Below are 20889 nucleotides of genomic sequence, written 5' to 3'. Positions count from 1 at the left end.
GTCAGAGCAGTTCGTAATACAAAATCCTCAACGGCGGCGCAGGCGGCTGATGGCGGCCAGACCGAGCCCGACCAACGCCAGCGACGCGGGCTCCGGCACACTGGTCGGAACGTCGGCGACGACTGACTTGAGCTTCACGGCGTCATCACGCCCCCAGCCCAAGGTGCTGCCATTGACCAGCGGGTTGAACGCGCCGATCAGCCAGAACTTGGAATTCACGTTGCCGGCATTGATGCCCGTGGCCGCTCCGACAGCAACGTCACCGTAATGCCCGATCAGCGACCAGCCATAGTTGGCGAGATCAGAGTACTTCTTGCCAGCGAGCGAGGACGAACAGGTGCTCGTCGTTGCACACGCACCCGTCCCGGTATATGCAAGGACCGTCATGTCCGAATCGGTGCCTTTCCAACCTATCGAGAGACTGTTCAGCTTTACCGTGCTGGCAAAACTCAGAAGCACGGAGTCGTAACGCTGATTGTTGTCGATCGCATGCTCAGGCGCAGCCGAATATAGGTCGCCAGCGTCACAAGTGGAGCCGCTCGAACAGCCATCCTTGTTGTGTTCGCCGATGCCACCGGTGTAAACACCCATGTAGCCGGTCTCAAGCGTGTAAAGATCCGCATTCGCGCCCGAGCCATTGGTGTTCGAGTACATCGTCGCGGTCACGGTTGGCCCCGTGCTGGTGACGGTGCACGAGGAGGTCGTCGTATTCGGCACGGTGCATTTGCCCGCGCCCGAGTCGAACGCCCAGCTGTACGCAGCCGCCGCCGGGAGGCTTGCCCCCAACAACACTGCAAACAACACGATTTTTTTCATGTGCGTCATGTCAAGCCCTGTCGCTTTCTATTCCGGGTTACCGGCGCTACAACCGAGTTAAAGCAAACCTCGGGCCAGTTCGTCCAAGCCATGTATTTCATGGGTTTGCGCGCACAACCTAAGCGCCAACCCGCCAATGCGTAAAAACTGCCGACATCACAAACCGAGCTCAGAAGCCAGCTTGCGCGCCTCCGCTGGCATTCCGTCACGCGCCAGATCAGCAACGACCGGCGACAGCTCCTCGCGCGCCTCTTTCGTTCGCCCCTGCTTCGCCAATACCCAGGCGAGGTGGAACCGAACCTCTGCGTCGCGCGGATTTCGCAGCCGCGCATCGCGCAAGTAACTAAGCGCGCGATCGAGCTGTCCGTTGCGCGCGAGTATCCAGCCGTAGGTGTCTACCACCTGCGGATCGTTTGGCGCACTGCGCCAAGCGCGCTCAGCCGCCGGCAGCGCGCCAGCGTCACCGAGTTGCAGCAGCACCAGTGCGTAGTTATTCAGCACGCCCGAAGGTTGCGGCCCCCGCTGTTGCAGTTGCTCCAGCGTAGCTCGGGCAGCTTTGAGATCCCCTGCGCGGATCTGCCCTTCCGCCAGGGCCATCAGAATCCGCGGATCGCTTTGCTTGCTGACCCGCTGATAATCCTGCAATAGGGTGACCCCGCGAGCAGGCTGATTTGCAGCCAAACATGCGCGGAAGGCGCGAAGCGCGTTGTCGGCGCTCGGCTCCTTGTCGAGCCCGCTCTTGTGAAGTACCAGTCCGTTCGCCGTCTGCCCCTTGGTCAGGGCGATATCGCCCTGGAGTTGGTAACCCGCGGCTCGGGTTGGGTACTTTTCGGCCAGACTCTTCGCAAGCCGCTCCGCGTTCCCGATGTCGTTGGAGCGCAACGCAAGTTCAGCCTGCAGTTCGAGCGCCGCAAAAGCGTCCGGCTGTAGCGCCAGCGCCTTTTCAACCGTATAGGTGGCGCCCTGCAGATGGCCCGCCGCGATCTGCATGCGCGCAATCTGTACCAGCGCATCCGGATCCGCCTCAAGGCGTTTGCGCGCGTCAATCAGCGTTTCGCGCGCCCGCTGAAGATCACCGCTGGCCAACTGTGCCCGCGCCAGCGCCAGGACGATGGACAGGTCGTTGGGCATCGCCGCGACCGCGGCTCGCGCGATCTTGGCCGCACCAGCGTTATCGCCGGCGGCAAGCGCCTCATCGATCAGAATCAGCGGGGCCCGCGGATGACGTGGGGCGACCGCCATCGCCTTCTCCAGGCCCTTGCGTGCCGCGTCCGCGTTGCCCGCGGCACGATCAAGCGCCGCCAAGTCGATCAGCGCGTCCGGGTTGTCCGGCTGACTCCGCAGCAGATCCTGCAAACGCTTGCGCGCGGCGTCACTACGCCCCTCCACCACATCGAGGCGAGCAAGGTTGAGCTGCGCCGGCGTGAAGCGGGCGTCGACAGCAACCGCCGCCTCGTAGGCCTTCCGCGCGCCAGCACGGTCGCCAGCACGGCCGCGGGCAAGACCGAGAAGGTTCAACGCAACCGGACTGCGCGGATTGGCGGTGTAGACGCGTTCCAGCACTTCCAGAGCCTGCTTCACATCGCCGCGCTGCAACAGGAGCACACCGAGCGATGCGCCGACCGCCTGGTCACCCGGGTTCGCATCGAAGGCGGCGCGCAGATGCTGCGCGCCGGAAACGTCCAATCCCTGCCCCGCAAGGGATGCGCCGAAGGTGGCGCGCATCGTCGGGTCGGCCGAGCCTTGCATGACCGCGCGCTCAAGCAACGCGGCGGCCTTGCTGTAGCGTTTCTGCACCAGATAGGCCGAACCGAGCAGCGTCATTGCCTGTGCATCACCAGGCGCGCGACGCAGGTAGTCTTCCAGCAGGTTCGCAGCACGCACCGGATCGTTGTCGTTGAGGTAAGCCGACGCGAGCATGCGGGTTGCGCCGGGGTGATACGGCTGCAGGCGCAGGAACGCTTCGAAGTAGACGCGCGCCTTCTCGCCGTCGTGAAGGCTGTAATGCGCCATGCCGCCGAGCAGCAACACGTTGGCACGGCGGCTGCGAATTTCCTGCGGCATGGTGTCGACCGCCTTGACAACCTCCGCCATTTCGCGCGCAACGCCAGCGGTATCGCCCTTGCGTGCGGCAATCACACCACGTCGGTAGGCTGCGCGCGGATCGCCCGGCGCGAACTCGCGCAGTGCGTCGAGATCGCGCAGCGCCTCGGCGTCGCGATTCATGTCCAGCAACAGGTCGATGCGAGCAAGCCGCGCGTCGGTCTGGCGCGGGTCCAGGGACAGCGCGCGCCCGAATGCGTCGATCGCCGCCTGCACTTGCTGCTGACCGGCAAGCGCGGCGCCACGCGTCGCCCAGGCCTCCGGGCGATCCGGCGCAAGTGTGATGGCCTGTTGCGAAAGCTCTAGCGCGCGGGCAACGTTGCCTTGCCGCAAAGCAAGCGAAGCCTCGGCCATGACCAGCGTCGGCGCCTTGGGGTCGATTGCACGCGCCTCGTCAAACGCCTTGCGTGCGGCGCGGGCATCGTTGATTTCGCCCGCGGCGCTGCCACGCACGATCAGCAGTTCCTGCCGCACCGAATTCGGGAGACTGGTCGGCAGCGGGCGCGCCAACAAATCGGTGAAGCGCCCCTGCGCGTAAAGCGCCTGAGCGAGCGGCAGCTCAACCTCCGCGCGATCGACGCCGAGTTCGATTGCGGTGTTGAACGCGGTCTCGGCGCCGACCGAATCGCCCACGGCGAGCAGGGACTTGCCGAGCAGCACCTGCGCCGCCAGCATCTTGCGATCCTGCTGAAGCGCATTCTTGAGCTGAATGACCGCACCGGTGTAGTCGCGCCGCTGATAACGAGCCAGCGCGTCTTCGTAGAAGCGGGAGGCCTTGCCGGCATCGACGGCATATGCCGGCGCGGACAGCATTGCAGACAGGGCGGACGCCAGCAGCAGCTGGCGCAGACGGAAACCGGTTCGGGGCACGATGGCAGGCACGCAAATGGGGCACGCCGAGTATAGGGATATGCCCCCGGCGAGCGCGTGACATTTCTTGCCCTGCACGACGCAAAGGCAAAAACATCGCAAACCCGCTGAACGAGTGCGCCAGCCGCAACACCCCGGTTCAATCGGTTTGCGCCTGGTCAACCCGTGGCTTCATGCGTGTTTCTACGGATGTGCGGCGCCGGTCAGGTGGTACAGTTTTCGCTCAGCCCAACTATTCGCGCGCGCCCCACGTTTCTGGGCGCGGCGCCCGGTATCTCAAACACGCTAGGAGGCTCATCGCATGATTTCCCGCTCGGCTCTCGTCATGACCACGCTGCTGGGTTCGCTGCTTGCAAGCGGCGTCGAAGCCCAGACGCTCGAAGGCACGCTGAAGAAGATCAAGGACAGCGGCGCGGTGACGCTCGGCATCCGCGAATCGTCGATTCCACTCTCCTACCTCGATGCGAACCAGAAACCTGTCGGCTACCACATCGACATCTGCAACCGCATAGTCGATGCGATCAAGGTGAAGCTTGCGCTGCCGAACCTCAAGGTGAACACGCAGCCGGTCACGTCGCAGAACCGCATTCCGCTGGTCACCAACGGCACCGTCGATCTCGAGTGCGGCTCCACGACCAACAACGCCGCGCGCCAGAATCAGGTGGCGTTTGCGCCGACGACGTACGTCACCACCGTGCGCATGGCGGTGAAAAAGTCTTCGGGCATCAACAGCTTGGCGCAACTCGACGGCAAGCCGGTGGCCACCACGACCGGCACGACGTCGGTCCAGCTGATGCGCGCGCATGAGAAGGGCAAGAGCGTGAATTTCAAGGAGGTGTACGGCAAGGACCACGCCGACAGCTTCCTGATGCTGGCGTCCGATCGCGCTGTCGCGTTCGTGATGGACGACAACCTGCTGGCCGGGCTGATCGCCACGTCGCCGGCGCCGAACGACTATGCCGTGGTGGGCGAACCGCTGTCGGTCGAGCCGATCGCGATCATGTTCCGCAAGGACGATCCGCAGTTCAAAGGGCTGGTGCACTCCGCCGTGCGTGACCTGATCAAGAGCGGCGAAGTCGAGAAGCTCTACACCAAATGGTTCACGCAGCCGATTCCGCCGAAGAACGCTAACCTGAACCTGCCGATGAGCGAAGCCCTCAAGGCCGCGCTGAAGACACCGAACGACGCACCGGCCGAGCAGTACAACAAGAAGTAAGCCGCCCCGCGGCTCTGCGGCGCCCCCGCGCGGGGCGCCGCGCATGATCTCCGCAGCCCGCAGGGCTGCTTCAGCAAAACAGGTAGCCCACCACAATGAATTACCACTGGAACTGGGGCGTCTATCTCGAGCAGGTCAGCTCCGGCGACGAGACCTATCTCGACTGGATCATCTCGGCGCTCGGCTGGACGATGGCGGTATCGATGTCCGCCTGGATCATCGCGCTGGTCCTTGGCGCATTGATCGGCACGCTGCGCACCACGCCAAACCGCTGGTTGGTGGCAATCGGCAATGTCTGGGTCGAAGGCTTCCGCAATGTGCCGCTGCTGGTGCAACTCTTTCTGTGGTTCTTCGTCGTGCCCGAATTCCTTCCCGCCGAGCTGTCGCGCTGGGTGAAGCAGGACATGCCGGCGAAGGAGTTCTTCACCGCAACGATCTGCCTTGGCCTGTTTACCTCGGCACGCGTCGCCGAACAGGTGCGCGCCGGCATCCAGAGCCTGCCGCGCGGGCAGAAGATGGCCGGGCTGGCGATGGGTTTCACGCTCGCACAGACCTACCGCCATGTGTTGCTGCCGATGGCCTTCCGCATCGTGATTCCGCCGCTGACTTCCGAGTTCATGAACATCATCAAAAACTCCGCAGTGGCGTTTGCTATCGGGCTCATGGAGCTGACCTTCATTTCACGCCAGATGATCGAAGAATCCGGCCAGGTTTTTGAGAGCCTGCTCGCCGCGACCATCCTCTACACCGTCTGTGCGTTTGCCGCGAATCGTGTGATGACCTTCATCGAGAAACGAACCCGCGTGCCCGGCTACATCGCCGGCGCCAAGTAAGGGGACGACGATGCTCGATCATCTCGACTTTTCCATCATCGGCCCGGGCCTGCCCTTCATCTGGAAGGGGCTGCTGTTCAGCCTGAAACTCACCGTCGTCGCAATGAGCGGCGGCATCGTGCTCGGCACGTTGCTGGCCCTTGCCCGCCTCTCTGGCGGCCCGGTGCTGGCAGCCGCAGCGACGACCTATGTGAACACCATGCGCTCGATCCCGCTGCTGATGGTGATCCTGTGGTTCTTCTTCCTGATCCCGCTGTTCACCGGCGCACCGATGGGGGCAGAGAACTCCGCACTCATCACCTTCACTGCATTCGAGGCCGCGTACTACTCCGAGATCATGCGTGCCGGCATTCAGAGCGTGCCGCGCGGGCAGGTGAACGCCGGCTTTGCACTCGGCATGACCTACTGGCAGGCGATGAAGATCGTCGTGCTGCCGCAGGCCTTCCGCAACATGCTGCCGGTGCTGCTGACGCAAACCATCATCCTGTTCCAGGACACCTCACTCGTGTACGCCATCGGCGCCAGCGATCTGCTCAAGGCCGCCGAGGTCACCGGCAAGAACTACAACCGGCCGATCGAGATGTACCTGTTTGTCGCCCTGATCTACTTCGCGATCTGCTTCAGCCTGTCGATGCTTGTGAAGCACCTGCAGAAGCGCATTGCCATCATTCGCTAACGGATTGCTCCCATGTCGATGATCGATATCCGCAACATCTCCAAGTGGTACGGCCAGTTCCAGGTGCTGACCGATTGCAGTACGCAGGTCAAGAAGGGCGAGGTCGTCGTGGTCTGCGGGCCATCAGGCTCGGGAAAGTCCACGCTGATCAAGTGCGTCAACGGCCTTGAGCCCTTCCAGAAGGGTGACATCATCGTCAACGACATTTCGGTCGGCGACGCGAAGACGGATCTGCCCAAGCTGCGCGCACGCGTTGGCATGGTGTTCCAGCACTTCGAGCTGTTCCCGCACATGAGCATCATCGAGAACCTGACGATCGCGCAGACCAAGGTGCTCGGCCGCAACATCGACGAAGCGCGCGACAAGGGCCTCAAGCTGCTCGACCGCGTCGGTCTGAAGGCGCACGCGAGCAAGTTCCCGGGCGAGATGTCGGGCGGGCAGCAGCAGCGTGTGGCGATTGCCCGCGCACTGGCGATGGACCCGATCTGCATGCTTTTCGACGAACCCACGTCGGCGCTCGACCCGGAGATGATCAACGAAGTGCTCGACGTGATGGTCGAGCTGGCCAAGGAAGGCATGACGATGATGGTCGTCACGCACGAGATGGGCTTCGCACGCAAAGTCGCGCACCGCGTGATCTTCATGGACGCCGGCCAGATCGTCGAGGACGCCGCGAAGGACGACTTCTTCGGCAAGCCGCACTCGGAACGCGCGCAGCACTTCCTGTCGAAGATCCTGCAGCACTGATCGCACCGGTCGCTCACGCAAGAAGGCCCGCGCACGCGGGCCTTTTCGTTCCCAGCGCGGCGACCGCGTTATCCTTGGCGCCTTCTTCAGGCCCGAACGCAGCTCATGCCAAAGCTACTTCTCATCGCCACCGGCGGCACGATCGCCGGAAGCGCGGCTGACACCACCGATACCTCGCGCTACCGCGCGGGCGCGCTCAGCGCCGAGACACTGCTTCACGCGCTGCCGGAAGCTTCGACAATCGGGCACATCACGGCCGAGCAGCCGTTTGCGCTGGACAGCAAGGACATGACGCCAACGCACTGGCTGGCGCTCGCCGCGCTGCTGCGCGAACGGCTCGCATCACCTGAGGTCGACGGCGTCGTGATCACGCACGGCACCGACACGCTGGAGGAAAGCGCCTTCTTCCTGCACCTGACGCTGCCGCGCAGCAAAACCGTGGTGCTGACGGCCGCGATGCGCCCAGCCACCGCGCGCTCGGCGGACGGCCCGATGAACCTGTTGCAGGCGCTCGCCTGTGCCGCGACGCAAAGCGCTGCCGGCCTCGGCCCACTGGTTGTCGCCAGCGACCGGATCTGGCGTGCGCGGGACTGCAGCAAACGCCACACCCATGCGCCGGATGCGCTAGGCGGCGTCGATGCCGGCCCGGTCGGGGTGGCCATCGGCACGCACATCCGTCTCGACCAGGCCGCTGATGGTGGCGCGCCATGCTTCGCCGGCACGCTGCCGAGCGCGCTGCCGCGCGTCGATGTGCTGGCCGCCTACGCAGGCGCGCCGGCAGACCTGATCGACGCGAGTGTGGCAAACGGCGCCGCCGGCATCGTGCTCGCGCTCGCCGGGCACGGCAGCGTGCCGGACGATTGGCGCCCAGCCATTACCGCCGCCGTCGCACGCGGCATTCCGGTGGTGCGCGCCAGCCGCGTTGCAAGCGGTGGTGTGATGCCGCAGGCCAACTTCGACGATGCCGCGCACGGCACCCTGGCCTGCGGACGCCTCACGCCCTGGCAGGCACGGGTGACGCTGATGCTGGCGCTGGGCTGCGGCATCCCTGCCGAGCGACTGCAAGACACGCTGCATCGCGCCTGACCCGAAGCCGCCACCGGCGGCCTACTCCGCCTTCGCCGGCACGGCCTGCTTGCGCTCCAGATCGAGAATGGAGGCCAGCTCGGCGCGTGCCTCCTTCGATGTCTGGATCAACTGTTGTTCGTCGTGATACACGGCCTGCTGACGCGCAAGCAACCGGTTATCCGCCTCGACGAAACGCGCAACGGTCTGCGCAATCTCTGCCTCGCTCACGCCCAGGCTGCCGAGCACGCCACGGCCGATCTCGATGCTGGAAAGCAGGGTCTCGCGCACCTGCAGCGTGACGCCAAGGTCGATCAGCCGATAGGCGTGGAAGCGGTTGCGCGCCCGCGCGATGATCGTGAGCTTCGGATAGTGCCGCCGCACCAGTTCGGCCACCTGCAGCGAGCGCTCGACATCGTCGATCGCCAACACGAATACCTTGGCCGAACCCACATGCGCGGACTCAAGCAGTGCCAGATGAGCCGCATCGCCGTAGTAAACCTGCATGCCGAAACGGCGCACGGTCTCGATCTGCTCCGGGTCGTTGTCAACCGCCGTGAAGCGGACGCCTTGCTTCATCAGCACCCGGCCGACGACTTGTCCGACGCGACCAAAGCCTGCGATCACCACGGTGGGGGGATCTGTCGGCAGCATGTCGAACGCGCGCACCGGGCGCTTGGCCTCGCGCCGCCCGAGCCAGTCGTTGGCAAGGAACAGCAGCGGCGCCAAGGCCATCGACAAAGCGACCGCAAGGGTGAGCTGGTCCGCGATACGCCCCGGCACAAGACGCCCTTGCTCCACCATGCTGAACACCACAAAGGCGAACTCACCGCCCTGGGCCAACGCGAACGCCAGCGGCCGGGCACTGCCGGCACCATCCGGTGCCAGACGTCGCAACAGCCACAACACCGCAGCCTTCGTTGCCAGCAGGCCGATCGCAAGGCTCAAGATGCGCACCGGCATCGAGCCGAGCAGATCGAGGTTGGCGTTCATGCCAACGGCCATGAAGAACAGGCCCAGCAGCAAGCCCTTAAAGGGATCGATGGTGGCCTCCAGTTCATGGCGGAACTCGGAGTCGGCCAGCAGCACGCCCGCGACAAACGCGCCCAGCGACATCGACAAGCCCACGGCTTCCATCAGCGACGCGAGCCCGAGTGCGCACAGCAGTGCTGCCGCGGTGAACAACTCACGGCTCCCGAAACGCGCGACGTAAACGAACATCCAGTGCAGCACGCGGCGCCCAACCAGCACAATCCCGAGCAAGACCACCAGGCCCATCAGCGGATTACGACCCGCCTTGGGAAGCCCCACATCCAGCAATGGAATCAGGGCCAGCAAGGGAATCACCGAGAGATCCTGGAACAGCAGGATCGCGAAGGATTCGCGACCGTACTGCGTCGTCAGCTCCTTGCGCTCGGCCAAGGTCGGCAGCACCAGGGCCGTTGACGACAGCGCAAGGGTCCAGCCAAGCAGGATGCCCGCCTTCACCGATAGACCCAGGCCAATGGCAAGCGCGGCCCCGATCACGGCGCCGCAACCCACCATTTGCAAGGCACCGAGACCGAAAACCTGACGCCGCAACGCCCACAGGCGCGAGGGCTGCAGTTCGAGGCCGATGACGAACAGCAGCAACACGATGCCGAGCTCCGCGGTATGCAGAAGGCTCTCGGGGTCGCCCACGCGATTGAAACCGAAGGGGCCCACCAACACGCCAGCGGCGAGGTAGCCGAGCACGGTGCCCAACTTGGCACGTTTGAACAGCGGCACCAGGATGACGGCCGCCGCAATCAGCGCCGCAAAGGTGGTGAGTGAGGTCATACAAAACTCCGCAACATCACTTCAGGTTCGCACACACGCATGACAGGACTACGGGTTAAAGCCCCGCGTCGCTGCCACCGCCGAGCAGCGCCGCATCCACAACTCGCCGCGTCAGGTGTGTCGACATCAATTCGATGAAGCCATACACATAGCCGCGCAGATAGGCGTTCTTGCGGATGCCGATGCGCGTCACGGCCGATGAGAACAAATGCGACGCATCGACCGCCCCGATGCGTCGATCGACGATCGGGTCGTACGCGATGGAGGCAATCAGGCCGATGCCAAGATCCATCGCGACATAGGTCTTGATCACGTCCGCATCCATCGCCGCGAGCACCACATTGGGCTTCAGCCCTCGCCCAAGGAAGGCGCGGTTGACTTCACTGCGGCCTGCGAAGGTGGTGTCGTAGGTGACGATCGGGTACTTGACGATCTCTTCCAGCGTAAGCGGCGTCGTCTTGAGAATCGGATGGCGCGGCGTGGCGATCACGCAGCGGTTCCATTGGTAGCTGGGCAGCGAGACGAGCCCCTCGGTTTCGCCAACCGCTTCGGTGGCAATCGCGAGATCGGCCTCGCCATCGAGCACCCATTCGCAGATCTGCCGCGGGCTGCCCTGGTGCAACGTAAGCCGCACGCCAGGAAACTTCTGCACGAAGGCCTGGATCACCCGCGGCAGCGCATAGCGCGCCTGGGTGTGCGTGGTGGCGATGTTGAGCTGGCCTTCGGACTCGTTGCTGAACTCGGCGCCCACCTTCTTCAGGCTATCGACCTCACCCAGCATCCGCTCGGCGATCGCCAGCACCTGGCGGCCCGGCTCGGTGACCCCGGTGAGCCGCTTGCCGTGCCGCACGAAGATCTCGATGCCGAGCTCCTCTTCAAGCTGCCGGATCTGCTTCGAGACCCCCGGCTGGGAGGTGTAGAGGGCGTCCGCCGCCTCCGACACGTTGAGGCCGGCGCGCACCACTTCAACGATGTAGCGCAGTTGCTGCAGGTTCATGGCCATCGAACCTATATAGCGAATAGTTCTTAAAGTCTAACACGCAGCCAGCAATGGTAATTTGACGCTCTGCTAAGATCGTCCCTCACATTCACGCACACTGAGCCCATGGACTTCGCATACACCATTGCCGGATTCGTTGTTGGCGCCATCGTCGGATTGACCGGCGTAGGCGGCGGCTCGCTGATGACGCCCCTGCTGGTGCTGCTGTTCGGCATCCACCCGGCGGTCGCGGTCGGCACGGATCTGCTCTACGCCGCCATCACCAAGGCCGGCGGCACCGTGGCGCACAACCTCAAGGGCACCGTCGACTGGAAGATCACCGGGGCACTGGCCGCAGGCAGCCTGCCAGCTGCCGCCCTCACACTCGTGGTGATCGGCACCTTCTTCCCGGGCGGCATCGGCGGCGCGTCGAAGATCATCTCGATCTCGCTCGGCATCGCGCTGCTGCTGACCGCCATCGCATTGATCTTCCGCCAGCGCATCCAGAAGTTCTCGCTCTCGCATCACGGCGCCGAACGCGATCCGCGCGTGACGCGCATCCTGACCGTGATCACCGGCGCCATTCTGGGCGTGCTGGTGTCGATTTCGTCAGTCGGTGCCGGCGCGCTGGGCGTAACGGTGCTGTTCTTCCTGTACCCTCGCCTGCCTGCCGTGCGGATTGTCGGCTCTGACATCGCGCACGCGGTGCCGCTCACGCTGGTCGCCGGCCTCGGTCACTGGTGGCTCGGCAGCGTCAACTGGTCACTACTCGGCAGCCTGCTGATCGGATCGCTGCCCGGCATCTGGATCGGCAGCCATATTTCCGCAAAGGTGCCGGAGAAATTCCTGCGCCCGGCGCTCGCAGTGATGCTCGTGCTTGTCGGCACGAAGCTGATCGCGCACTGATTACCCCCAATTTCAACAGAGAGATTCACGATGTACCGCTACGACGACTACGACCAGCGCATCGTTGACGAGCGCGTTGCCCAGTACCGCGATCAGACGCGCCGCTACCTCGCCGGGGAACTGTCGGAAGACGAGTTCCGCCCGCTGCGCCTGCAGAACGGCCTCTACATCCAGCGCCATGCGCCGATGCTTCGCGTCGCGATTCCCTACGGCCTGCTCGCCAGCCGACAGCTGCGCAAGCTCGCCGAGATCGCGCGCAAGTACGACCGCGGCTACGCGCACTTCTCCACGCGCCAGAATTGCCAGTTCAACTGGCCCAAGCTCGAAGACACGCCGGACATCCTGGCTGAGCTGGCAAGCGTCGAGATGCATGCGATCCAGACCTCGGGCAACTGCATCCGCAACATCACGACGGACCAGTTCGCCGGCGTGGCGCCGGACGAAGTGGTCGACCCGCGCGCGCTGGCCGAGATCCTGCGCCAGTGGAGCACCTTCCACCCTGAATTCGCCGCACTGCCGCGCAAGTTCAAGATCGCGGTGAACGGCGCCCAGAGCGACCGCGCCGTGGTGCGGGTGCACGACATCGGACTCGAATTCCTGCGCAACTATGCAGGTGAGCTTGTCGTGAAGGTCTGGGTCGGCGGTGGTCTGGGCCGCACACCGATCATCGGCCAGGTGATCCACGAAGCACTGCCGTGGAAGCACGTGATCACCTACTGCGAAGCGATCCTGCGGGTCTACAACCGCTACGGCCGCCGCGACAACCTCTACAAGGCGCGCATCAAGATCCTCGTGAAGGCGCTCGGCATCGAGGAATTCAAGCGTCAGGTCGAGGAAGAGTGGGCGTTCTGGAAAGACGGCCCGAGTACCGTCACCCAGGCCGAACTCGACCGCGTCAGCGCGCACTTCACGCCGCCGGCCTATGAAAAGCTTGCCGACTGCGACCCCGACTTCAACGGCAAGGCGGCAACCAATCCCGCCTTCGCTGCATGGCTCAAGCGCTGCACGCATCCGCACAAGGTTTCGGGCTACCGCGCGGTCACGCTGTCGCTTAAGAAGACCGGCATCGCACCGGGCGATGCCACCGCCGAGCAGATGGAAATCGTCGCCAACCTGGCTGATCGCTACAGCTTCGGTGAACTGCGCGTATCGCATGAGCAGAACCTGATCCTCGCCGACGTGAAGCTCAGCGATCTGTTCGATGTGTGGCAGACGGCGCGCGCCGCAGGCCTGGCCACGCCGAACATCGGCTTGCTGACCGACATCGTGTGCTGCCCCGGCGGCGACTTCTGCTCGCTCGCCAACGCCAAGAGCATCCCGATCGCACAGGCAATCCAGGAACGCTTCGACAACCTCGACTACCTGTTCGACCTGGGCGACATCGAACTGAACATCTCCGGCTGCATGAACAGCTGTGGTCACCACCATGTCGGCCACATCGGCATCCTCGGTGTCGATAAGGATGGCTCGGAGTGGTACCAGATCTCGCTCGGCGGCCAGCAAGGCAATGAAGCGACGATTGGCAGCGTGATCGGTCGCGCGTTTGCAGCGGCCGATGTGCCGGACGTGATCAGCAAGATCATCAGCGTCTTCGTCGAACAGCGCGAAGGCGAAGAACTGTTCATCGACGTCGTGCGCCGTATCGGCCTCGACCCCTTCAAGGCCCGCGTGTACGGCACGCCGGCTGCAGCCCCGAAGAAGGAGCTTGCGAATGTCTAACCTGATCAAGCACGGCGCCATCGTCGAGGACAACTGGACGCTGGTGCGCTACCCGGCGGTTGAAGAAGCAGTGCAGAAGCAGGCCGGCAAGGTGGTGCAATTCAAGGTCACCGGCACCGAGGCCGCCTCGCCCGAGTTGATCGCGCAAGTGCAGATTCCGGCCGGCCGCGCGATCGTGCCGCTGGCGGTATTCCGCGCCCGCAAGGACGAGCTGTCTGCGCGCATCGCCGCCGGCGAAATCGGCGTGTGGCTGGAGAGCTTCGAGTTGGTCGAAGACCTCGTAGCCGCCGTGGGCGACATCAACACCCTGCCGCTGATCGCTTACGACTTCCCGAAGTTCGTCGATGGTCGCGGCTTCTCCGCCGCCGTGCTGCTGCGTACCCGCTACGGCTACAAGAACGAGTTGCGTGCAATCGGCGATGTGCTGCGCGACAAGCTCTACTTCATGCAGCGCTGCGGCTTCGACGCCTACCTGATCCGCGCCGATCGCTCGGCCGAGGATGCGCTGGCCTCGCTGCGCGATTTCTCCGAGCCATACCAGGCTTCGGTGGCCGAGCCGCAACCGCTGTGGCGCCGCCACGCCCGCGCCTGAACGGAGTCCAGTGATGAGCGAGAGCGTTTCCTTCCTCAAGCCGCGCGCAAAGAACCCGGCGACCTCGCCGGCGCTGACCGATGAACTGCGCACCACGGTCGCGGTGAAGCGCGCCCGTACGCTGGAACTGCTGCATGCGGCGATCGAGGAATTCGGTGCCGCAGGTGAAGTCACCTTTGCCAACAGCTTCGGCGCCGAGGACATGGTGCTGACGGACCTGATCCTCGCCGAGCGCCTGCCGATCGAGATCTTCTCGCTCGACACCGGCCGCCTGCCGGCGGAGACCTACACCCTGATGGGCGAGGTGGAGAAGCGCTACAGCACGAAGCTGAAAGTCTTCTTCCCGGACGCGACGGCCGTCGAGCAGTACGTGCGCACCGAAGGCATCAACGCCTTCTACGATTCAGTCGAACTGCGCAAGGCGTGCTGCGGCATCCGCAAGGTCGAACCGCTGCGTCGTGCGCTGGCCGGCAAGAAGGCATGGATCACCGGCCTGCGCGCCGCGCAGAGCACCACCCGCATCGAGCTCGCACCGCGCGAATTCGATGCAGGCAACGGGCTGGAGAAGTTCAACCCGCTGTTCGACTGGAGCGAGCAGGAAGTCTGGGCCTACATCCGCATCCATGAGCTGCCCTACAACGCGCTGCACGACCAGTTCTACCCGAGCATCGGCTGCGCGCCCTGCACCCGCTCGATCGCGGTCGGCGAGGATGTGCGCGCCGGGCGCTGGTGGTGGGAGAATCCCGAGTCCAAAGAGTGCGGCCTGCACGTGAAGAAATCCTGAGCGCGCGTCGCTCACGCTGAAAGCAAACGAATGAGTACGCTGACCAAACAAACGCTGTCGCACCTCGACTGGCTCGAAGCCGAAGCCATCCACATCATGCGCGAGGTCGCAGGCCAGTGCGAACGCCCGGTGCTGCTGTTCTCGGGCGGCAAGGATTCGATCTGCCTGCTGCGCATCGCCGAGAAGGCTTTCCGCCCCGGCCGCTTCCCCTTCCCGCTGATGCACATCGACACCGGCCACAACTACAAGGAAGTCACCGACTTCCGCGACAAGCGTGCGGCCGAACTCGGCGAACGCCTGATCGTGCGTTCGGTGGAAGACTCGATGAAGCGCGGCTCGGTGGTGTTGAAATCCGCCGATGAATCGCGCAACAAGCATCAGTCGGTAACGCTGCTCGAAGCGATTGCCGAGTTCGAGTTCGACGCCTGCATCGGTGGCGCACGTCGTGACGAAGAAAAGGCCCGCGCGAAGGAACGCGTGATGAGCTTCCGCGACGAGTTCGGCCAGTGGGACCCGAAGAACCAGCGGCCGGAACTGTGGAACCTCTACAACGCCCGCGCCTTTAAGGGTGAGAACATCCGCGCCTTCCCGATCAGCAACTGGACGGAAATGGACGTATGGCAGTACATCGAGCGCGAGAAGCTCGAACTGCCCTCGATCTACTTCGCCCACACCCGCCCGGTGGTGCGCAAGGGCACCCTGCTGCAGCCGGTGACCGAGCTGACGCCGGCCAAGCCGGGCGATGTGGTGGAAGAGGTGATGGTGCGCTTCCGCACCGTTGGCGACATCACCTGCACCGCGCCGGTCGAGTCGACCGCGAGCACAGTCGAGCAGATCGTCGTCGAGACCGCCACCACCACGATCACCGAGCGCGGCGCGACGCGACTGGACGACCAGACCTCGGAAGCGTCGATGGAGCAACGCAAAAAAGAAGGCTACTTCTGATCGACCGCGAATAGTCCTGCTGCGCACGCCGATCCCGCGCCTGCGATGCTCGCCGTACCGGACGTACGGCTGCGCTTCTCGCCCCGGCCTCGGCGCGCTCGCGACGGACTCTTCGCAATCGATCCCGCCGGTCACTGAATGAAAGAACTTTGAGAATGTCCGCGATGGAACACCTTCCGACCCAAGAAAACGGCCTGCTGCGCTTCATGACCTGCGGCAGCGTCGACGACGGCAAGAGCACGCTGATCGGCCGCCTGCTGTACGACACCAAGGCGATCCTCGCCGATGCGCTGACCGCGATCGAGAAGACCTCGAAGAAGCGCGGGCTCGAGGCGGTCGACCTCTCGCTGCTGACCGATGGCCTGCAGGCCGAGCGCGAACAGGGGATCACGATCGACGTGGCCTACCGCTACTTCGCCACCGGCACGCGCAAGTACATCATCGCCGACGCGCCGGGCCACGAGCAGTACACCCGCAACATGGTCACCGCGGCATCCACCGCGAACCTCGCGATCATCATGATCGACGCGCGCAAGGGTGTGCTCGCGCAGACCCGCCGGCACAGCTACATCACGCATCTGGTGGGCATTCCGCATCTGGTGGTGGCGGTGAACAAGATGGATCTGGTCGACTACAACCAGGCCACGTACGACCGCATCTGCGCCGAGTACCGCGCCTTCGCCGACAAGATGGGCCTGACCGCCAAGGGCTTCGACGTGCGCTTCATCCCGGTGTCCGCGCTGGCTGGCGACAACATCGTCGAGCGCGGCGATGCGATGCCCTGGTACGAAGGCCCGACCCTGCTGGATATCCTCGAAACGGCGCCGCCCGCTGGCACGCACGAACGCAGCGAATCCTTCCGCTTCCCGGTGCAGTACGTGATCCGCCCGCAAGCCTCGGACGACCCCGAACTGCACGACTATCGCGGCTTCGCCGGTCGTGTCGAATCAGGCACGGTACAAGCTGGCGACGCCGTCACGGTGCTGCCCTCGGGCATCGAATCGCGCGTCAAGGCGGTGCACATCGGTGGCGAGCCGATCGACGTCGGCCACACCGAACAGTCGGTCACGCTGCTGCTGGAAGACGAGGTCGACATCTCGCGCGGCGACATGATCGTCAAGTCCGGCAACGCGCCGGAAGCGAAGAAGGAACTGCGCGCGATGCTGTGCTGGCTGTCGGAGACGCCGCTGTCGCCGGCCCGCACCTACCTGATCCGCCACACCTCGCGCACCGTGAAGGCCAAGCTCTCGGGCATCGCGTACAAGGTCGACATCAACTCGCAAGAGCATGTCGATGCGACGCAACTGGCGGTGAACGACATCGCCGAAGTCGGCTTCAAGCTCGCGCAGCCGATCTTCGCTGACCCCTACACGACCAACCGCGAAACCGGCGCCTTCATCGTCGTCGACGAGTCGACCAACAACACGGTCGGCGCAGGCATGGTGCTGTAAAGAAAGAAGTCTTGTCGCAACAGGAACGAGGGCAACCCTGACGGGTTGCCCTTCTTTTTTGGGCTCCGGGCGCCGGTGCGCGCGGACATGCCGACGCGCCCTCCTCGCACCGCGACGCGCCAGTCCGGTCATAATCGCTGTCACCTCGCCCGCCACACGGGAGCACCGCCACATGCTGCATCGCGTGTTACTGCTCTTAGTCGCGCTGTTCGCACTGCCGGCCATCGCCGGCGATATTCGTTTCCCGGGCGGCGATACGCCGGAAGACAAGCGCTGGGACTTCGTGCTCGAGATCCTCACCCTGGCGCTGCAGAAAGCCCCAGCGGGCGACGCGCCCGACCGCATCGTGCGGCTGCCGGCGCAGATGCAGGCACGCCGGATTGCGGATCTGAGCAGCGGCCACCTGGACGTCGCGGTCGCCATCGGCAGTCGCGAACTGGTGCGCCAGCCGGTGATCTTCATCCCGGTGCCGCTGCAACGCGGCCTGCTCGGCTGGCGCCTGCTGCTGGCGAACGCCGAGGGCGCGCGAGAACTCGCTCATGTGCAGTCGCTGGACGAACTGCGCCCGTTGCGGATGGGCTTCGTCCGGACTTTTGCCGATTACCCGGTGATGCTGGCCAATCAGCTCAGGGTGGTCGACGGCGCGGACTACCAAGGCATGTTCAAGATGCTTAAGGCTGGCCGCATGGACTACCTCTCGCGCGGCGTAGGCGAAATCTTCGCGGAGCACGAGGCCCTGCATGCGCGCGGGGACAACACGCTGCTGATCGAGCCCAGGCTGGCCTTGCACTACCGCGCCGACTGGTTCTTCGTCGTCAATCCGGCCCGACGCGACCTGGCCGAGCGCATCGGTCGCGGGCTCGATCAGGCGCTCCGCGACGGCAGCTACGAGCGCGTATTCCAGCAGTACTTTGCGCCGGTGCTCGCGCAAGCACGGCTTGATCAGCGGCAGATCATCGAACTCGCGAACCCGGACTTCCCGGACCTGGGCAACCAGATCCCCGCCAACTGGTGGTGGGCGCCGGAGCCCCGCAGAAGCAGCGTCGGCGAGGCGCAGAAACCGCACTGAACGGGCGGCCGTCGCGCCTCCAGCACGTCAGGGCGCAGGTTGCGCCTTGCCAGCGTGCCGCGCCAGCAAGGCGTCGACCTCCCCGCTGCGCACCAGGGCTTCCAGCGTCTTCCGAATCACGGCCCGATCCGCCGGCGCCACCCGCGCATGAAGCATCGACCAGCCGATGCGATAAGGCTGCGCCTTGAAAGGCAAGCCACGCGCGTTGTCCCCCAAGCCCGCCGACTCGGTGGAGTGGCGGTAGTACAGCGGCGTACCGAAGAAGCCCACGATGCGCCCTGCGGCAAGCTTCCGCGCCAGGGTGTCCATATCCTCCGACTGATCGATGTTCTCCGGAGCCAGCGCATCGAAGAACGCACGGACCTCTGTCGGCTCAGCCCCGCGGCGCATCCTGCCAACCAGGGCGCCGGAGGCCCCGAGCACTGCTTGCGGCGACTGTATGCCGCGGCGGCGATCGACGACGAACTCGACCGGCAACTGCGCCACCGCGACGAAATCGCGATCGGTCGGGATCGTGCGCCCGCGGCTGACATTGCCAAGGATGTCCGCCTCCGCGACTTCGGCAAGCGCGATCAATCGCTCGGGGGGGAGCAGCTCCACCCGAAGACTGCAGCCGCTGCGCCGCCCGACCAGCGCAACCAGCTCGGGCAGGAAACCGCCGACACCACCCGGTTCGGCATAGAGGTTGGCGCCACCAGGCGAGCCGAGAACGACATAAGGTCGCACACATGCCGCGGCGGCCGGGGATACCGTGCCGATCAGGGACAAGGTGAGGGGCAGGAAACACCCAAGCCGCTTGACGGTTAGCAACATCTCTCGGAAGGCATCTGGCCGGAGCCTTGAGCCTAACGCCGTGGGCGCCCGATGGTAAAGAAGCACGGCTCGCGAGTTGCGGCGCCGCCGGCAAGCCGGCATCGATGCTAGATTGAAGGCATACCGGCCCGCCGGATGCAACTGGTGGCCAGCATAGACGCGCGCAGGAGGTCCTTGAATGCTGCCCGTGGTCCTCAGGATGGGGAGGCGCGGAACGACGCTCGCCGTCACCGCAGCTTCGGTCATCGGATCGGTTGCCATCACCGTACTGATCTTCCGGAGCCTCGGCGCCGAGCTCCCAATGGTTGGCTGGGTCGCCACGCTTGCGACCCCCCTGCTGCTGGCGCCCACGATCTCATGGGTGATGGTCGGATTCCTGTTCAGGATCCACACCCTGGAACAGGAAATGCGCCAGCTCGCGACCTACGACGGCCTGACCTCACTGTACAACCGGGCCCCTTTCCTGGTCTGCTGCGAGCAGTACCTGACGCTGGCACGCCGGGCCAAGCGCCCAATGGCGATCCTGTTCCTTGATATCGACCACTTCAAGTCGATCAATGACACCCATGGTCACGAAATCGGCGACAGCACCATCCGCACGGTTGCACAGCTGGTCCGCGCCCACCTCAGAAGCAGCGATGTCGCGGGCCGCATGGGGGGCGAAGAGTTCGTCGTCGCGCTGCCAGACACCGACCAGGCCGGCGCGCTGACCGTTGCAGAAAAGATACGCGAAGTGATCGCGCAGACAGACATCGCGACCGGCAAAGGTGCTCTGCGATGTACCGTTTCGGCGGGCCTGTCGGTCTACCACCACTACAGCGACCGGGACATCGACACCCTGCTGAGCGAGGCCGACCAGGCGCTCTACGAATCGAAACGTGCGGGGCGCAACCGCACCACAGTGCACCACCCGGATGGCGGTTCGCACAAGCCCGCACCGGCGACGATCGAAGCGCTTGGCTTGCGCACGCACCCCTAGCGAGATCACCTTCAGGACGGACGCGTGCTCGCGCATCCGTCCTGCAAGGGGGTGCAAGGGCACCGCCCTCCGGCGGATCCTGCGGTCAGCAAAGCTACTCGGCCTTCCGCATCCCGGTCGAAGTGTTGGCGCCCGGCGCCGTCGCGTGATTGGCGCCGAACTTGTTCTGCCAGTACTCATGACCAACTCCGGCAAACACCGTGCCCTTCTTGCCCGCGAGGCTGCCGACGTCGGCCATCCGGACGGCATCCAGCAGGGTCTCGCGATGTCGCTCATCAGCCCTGCTGCAAGCTTCACTCCCGAGACCTTCGACAACGACAGTTGATGACTGCACACGAGATGCTCCTGCGCGTCATGGTTTGAGTCCTTGGCCGGGTCACTGCTGTCGAACTTCAGGGTGTCGACGTTGAGGAAGTTGCTGACGTACTCGTGGCCGCTGACATGGGTGAAGGCGATGATCTGCTTCGCCACATCCTGGTCGATGCCCGGTTCGGTAAACCGGTTGCCG

The 20889-nt window shown here is 64.6% G+C and carries 19 protein-coding genes; 13 read left to right on the top strand and 6 right to left on the bottom strand.

The window, feature by feature from the left end; translation table 11 throughout:
• Positions 1 to 27: 27 nt before the first annotated feature.
• Entirely contained in the window at positions 28 to 816 is a 789-nt protein-coding gene (xdp1, locus tag HH302_RS22645) for an exosortase-dependent surface protein XDP1 (RefSeq protein ID WP_206253914.1), read from the bottom strand.
• Between the two features lie 156 nt (positions 817 to 972).
• Positions 973 to 3789: an XrtA/PEP-CTERM system TPR-repeat protein PrsT gene (gene prsT, locus HH302_RS00610; RefSeq protein WP_172196756.1), complete on the bottom strand. Its 2817-nt coding sequence runs from the start codon at positions 3787 to 3789 to the stop codon at positions 973 to 975.
• A 301-nt stretch (positions 3790 to 4090) separates the two neighbouring features.
• Here prsT and HH302_RS00605 point away from each other — a divergent pair, with 301 nt between their 5' ends.
• The 5 genes from HH302_RS00605 to HH302_RS00585 all read left to right on the top strand — a co-directional run bounded on the left by HH302_RS00605 (position 4091) and on the right by HH302_RS00585 (position 8347).
• A complete protein-coding gene (locus HH302_RS00605) occupies positions 4091 to 5005 on the top strand; it encodes a transporter substrate-binding domain-containing protein (RefSeq protein WP_172196754.1) in 915 nt (304 codons plus the stop codon).
• Positions 5006 to 5100: 95 nt separating this feature from the next.
• A complete protein-coding gene (locus HH302_RS00600; RefSeq protein WP_172196752.1) occupies positions 5101 to 5838 on the top strand; it encodes an amino acid ABC transporter permease in 738 nt (245 codons plus the stop codon).
• A 10-nt stretch (positions 5839 to 5848) separates the two neighbouring features.
• Positions 5849 to 6514, top strand: coding sequence for an amino acid ABC transporter permease (locus HH302_RS00595; protein ID WP_172196750.1), 666 nt, complete (start codon positions 5849 to 5851; stop codon positions 6512 to 6514).
• An 18-nt stretch (positions 6515 to 6532) separates the two neighbouring features.
• The gene (locus tag HH302_RS00590) at positions 6533 to 7261 is read left to right on the top strand and encodes an amino acid ABC transporter ATP-binding protein (RefSeq protein WP_172200579.1); all 729 of its coding nucleotides are present in this window, start codon (positions 6533 to 6535) and stop codon (positions 7259 to 7261) included.
• Positions 7262 to 7366: 105 nt separating this feature from the next.
• The gene (locus HH302_RS00585) at positions 7367 to 8347 is read left to right on the top strand and encodes an asparaginase (protein ID WP_172196748.1); all 981 of its coding nucleotides are present in this window, start codon (positions 7367 to 7369) and stop codon (positions 8345 to 8347) included.
• Positions 8348 to 8368: 21 nt separating this feature from the next.
• Here HH302_RS00585 and HH302_RS00580 read toward each other — a convergent pair whose 3' ends face one another.
• The gene (locus tag HH302_RS00580) at positions 8369 to 10144 is read right to left on the bottom strand and encodes a monovalent cation:proton antiporter-2 (CPA2) family protein (RefSeq protein ID WP_172196746.1); all 1776 of its coding nucleotides are present in this window, start codon (positions 10142 to 10144) and stop codon (positions 8369 to 8371) included.
• Between the two features lie 55 nt (positions 10145 to 10199).
• Positions 10200 to 11141: a CysB family HTH-type transcriptional regulator gene (locus tag HH302_RS00575; RefSeq protein WP_172196744.1), complete on the bottom strand. Its 942-nt coding sequence runs from the start codon at positions 11139 to 11141 to the stop codon at positions 10200 to 10202.
• 108 nt (positions 11142 to 11249) lie between these two features.
• Between HH302_RS00575 and HH302_RS00570 the strand changes: the two genes are divergently transcribed.
• From HH302_RS00570 to HH302_RS00540, 7 genes are all read left to right on the top strand, one after another.
• Complete coding sequence (locus tag HH302_RS00570) at positions 11250 to 12029, top strand: sulfite exporter TauE/SafE family protein (RefSeq protein WP_172196742.1); 780 nt, start codon at positions 11250 to 11252, stop codon at positions 12027 to 12029.
• Positions 12030 to 12059: 30 nt separating this feature from the next.
• Positions 12060 to 13748 carry a nitrite/sulfite reductase gene (locus HH302_RS00565; RefSeq protein ID WP_172196740.1) on the top strand — a complete coding sequence of 563 codons (1689 nt, stop codon included), beginning with the start codon at positions 12060 to 12062 and terminating at the stop codon, positions 13746 to 13748.
• Positions 13741 to 14340 (top strand): DUF934 domain-containing protein, encoded by a 600-nt coding sequence (locus HH302_RS00560; protein ID WP_172196738.1) that lies wholly within the window; start codon positions 13741 to 13743, stop codon positions 14338 to 14340. Before HH302_RS00565 ends, HH302_RS00560 begins: the two co-directional genes overlap by 8 nt.
• Before the next feature lie 13 nt (positions 14341 to 14353).
• Entirely contained in the window at positions 14354 to 15124 is a 771-nt protein-coding gene (locus HH302_RS00555; RefSeq protein ID WP_172196736.1) for a phosphoadenylyl-sulfate reductase, read from the top strand.
• 30 nt (positions 15125 to 15154) lie between these two features.
• Positions 15155 to 16069: a sulfate adenylyltransferase subunit CysD gene (gene cysD, locus HH302_RS00550; RefSeq protein WP_172196734.1), complete on the top strand. Its 915-nt coding sequence runs from the start codon at positions 15155 to 15157 to the stop codon at positions 16067 to 16069.
• A 155-nt stretch (positions 16070 to 16224) separates the two neighbouring features.
• On the top strand, positions 16225 to 17520 hold the full coding sequence (locus tag HH302_RS00545; RefSeq protein ID WP_172196732.1) for a sulfate adenylyltransferase subunit 1: 1296 nt from the start codon (positions 16225 to 16227) through the stop codon (positions 17518 to 17520).
• 172 nt (positions 17521 to 17692) lie between these two features.
• On the top strand, positions 17693 to 18589 hold the full coding sequence (locus tag HH302_RS00540; RefSeq protein ID WP_172196730.1) for a hypothetical protein: 897 nt from the start codon (positions 17693 to 17695) through the stop codon (positions 18587 to 18589).
• A gap of 27 nt (positions 18590 to 18616) precedes the next feature.
• Here the strand turns inward: HH302_RS00540 and HH302_RS00535 are convergent, their stop codons facing one another.
• Positions 18617 to 19402 (bottom strand): ABC transporter substrate-binding protein, encoded by a 786-nt coding sequence (locus tag HH302_RS00535; RefSeq protein WP_172196727.1) that lies wholly within the window; start codon positions 19400 to 19402, stop codon positions 18617 to 18619.
• A 178-nt stretch (positions 19403 to 19580) separates the two neighbouring features.
• Between HH302_RS00535 and HH302_RS00530 the strand changes: the two genes are divergently transcribed.
• Positions 19581 to 20381, top strand: a complete 801-nt coding sequence (locus HH302_RS00530; RefSeq protein WP_172196725.1) for a GGDEF domain-containing protein — start codon at positions 19581 to 19583, stop codon at positions 20379 to 20381.
• A gap of 94 nt (positions 20382 to 20475) precedes the next feature.
• On the opposite strand, the gene HH302_RS00525 is transcribed toward HH302_RS00530, so the two are convergent.
• A complete protein-coding gene (locus HH302_RS00525) occupies positions 20476 to 20715 on the bottom strand; it encodes a hypothetical protein (RefSeq protein ID WP_172196723.1) in 240 nt (79 codons plus the stop codon).
• Positions 20716 to 20889 lie beyond the last annotated feature (174 nt).

This window comes from Niveibacterium sp. COAC-50 (assembly GCF_013184235.1).
GTDB classification, from domain to species: domain Bacteria; phylum Pseudomonadota; class Gammaproteobacteria; order Burkholderiales; family Rhodocyclaceae; genus Niveibacterium; species Niveibacterium microcysteis.
This window is presented reverse-complemented; position numbering and strand designations above follow the sequence as displayed.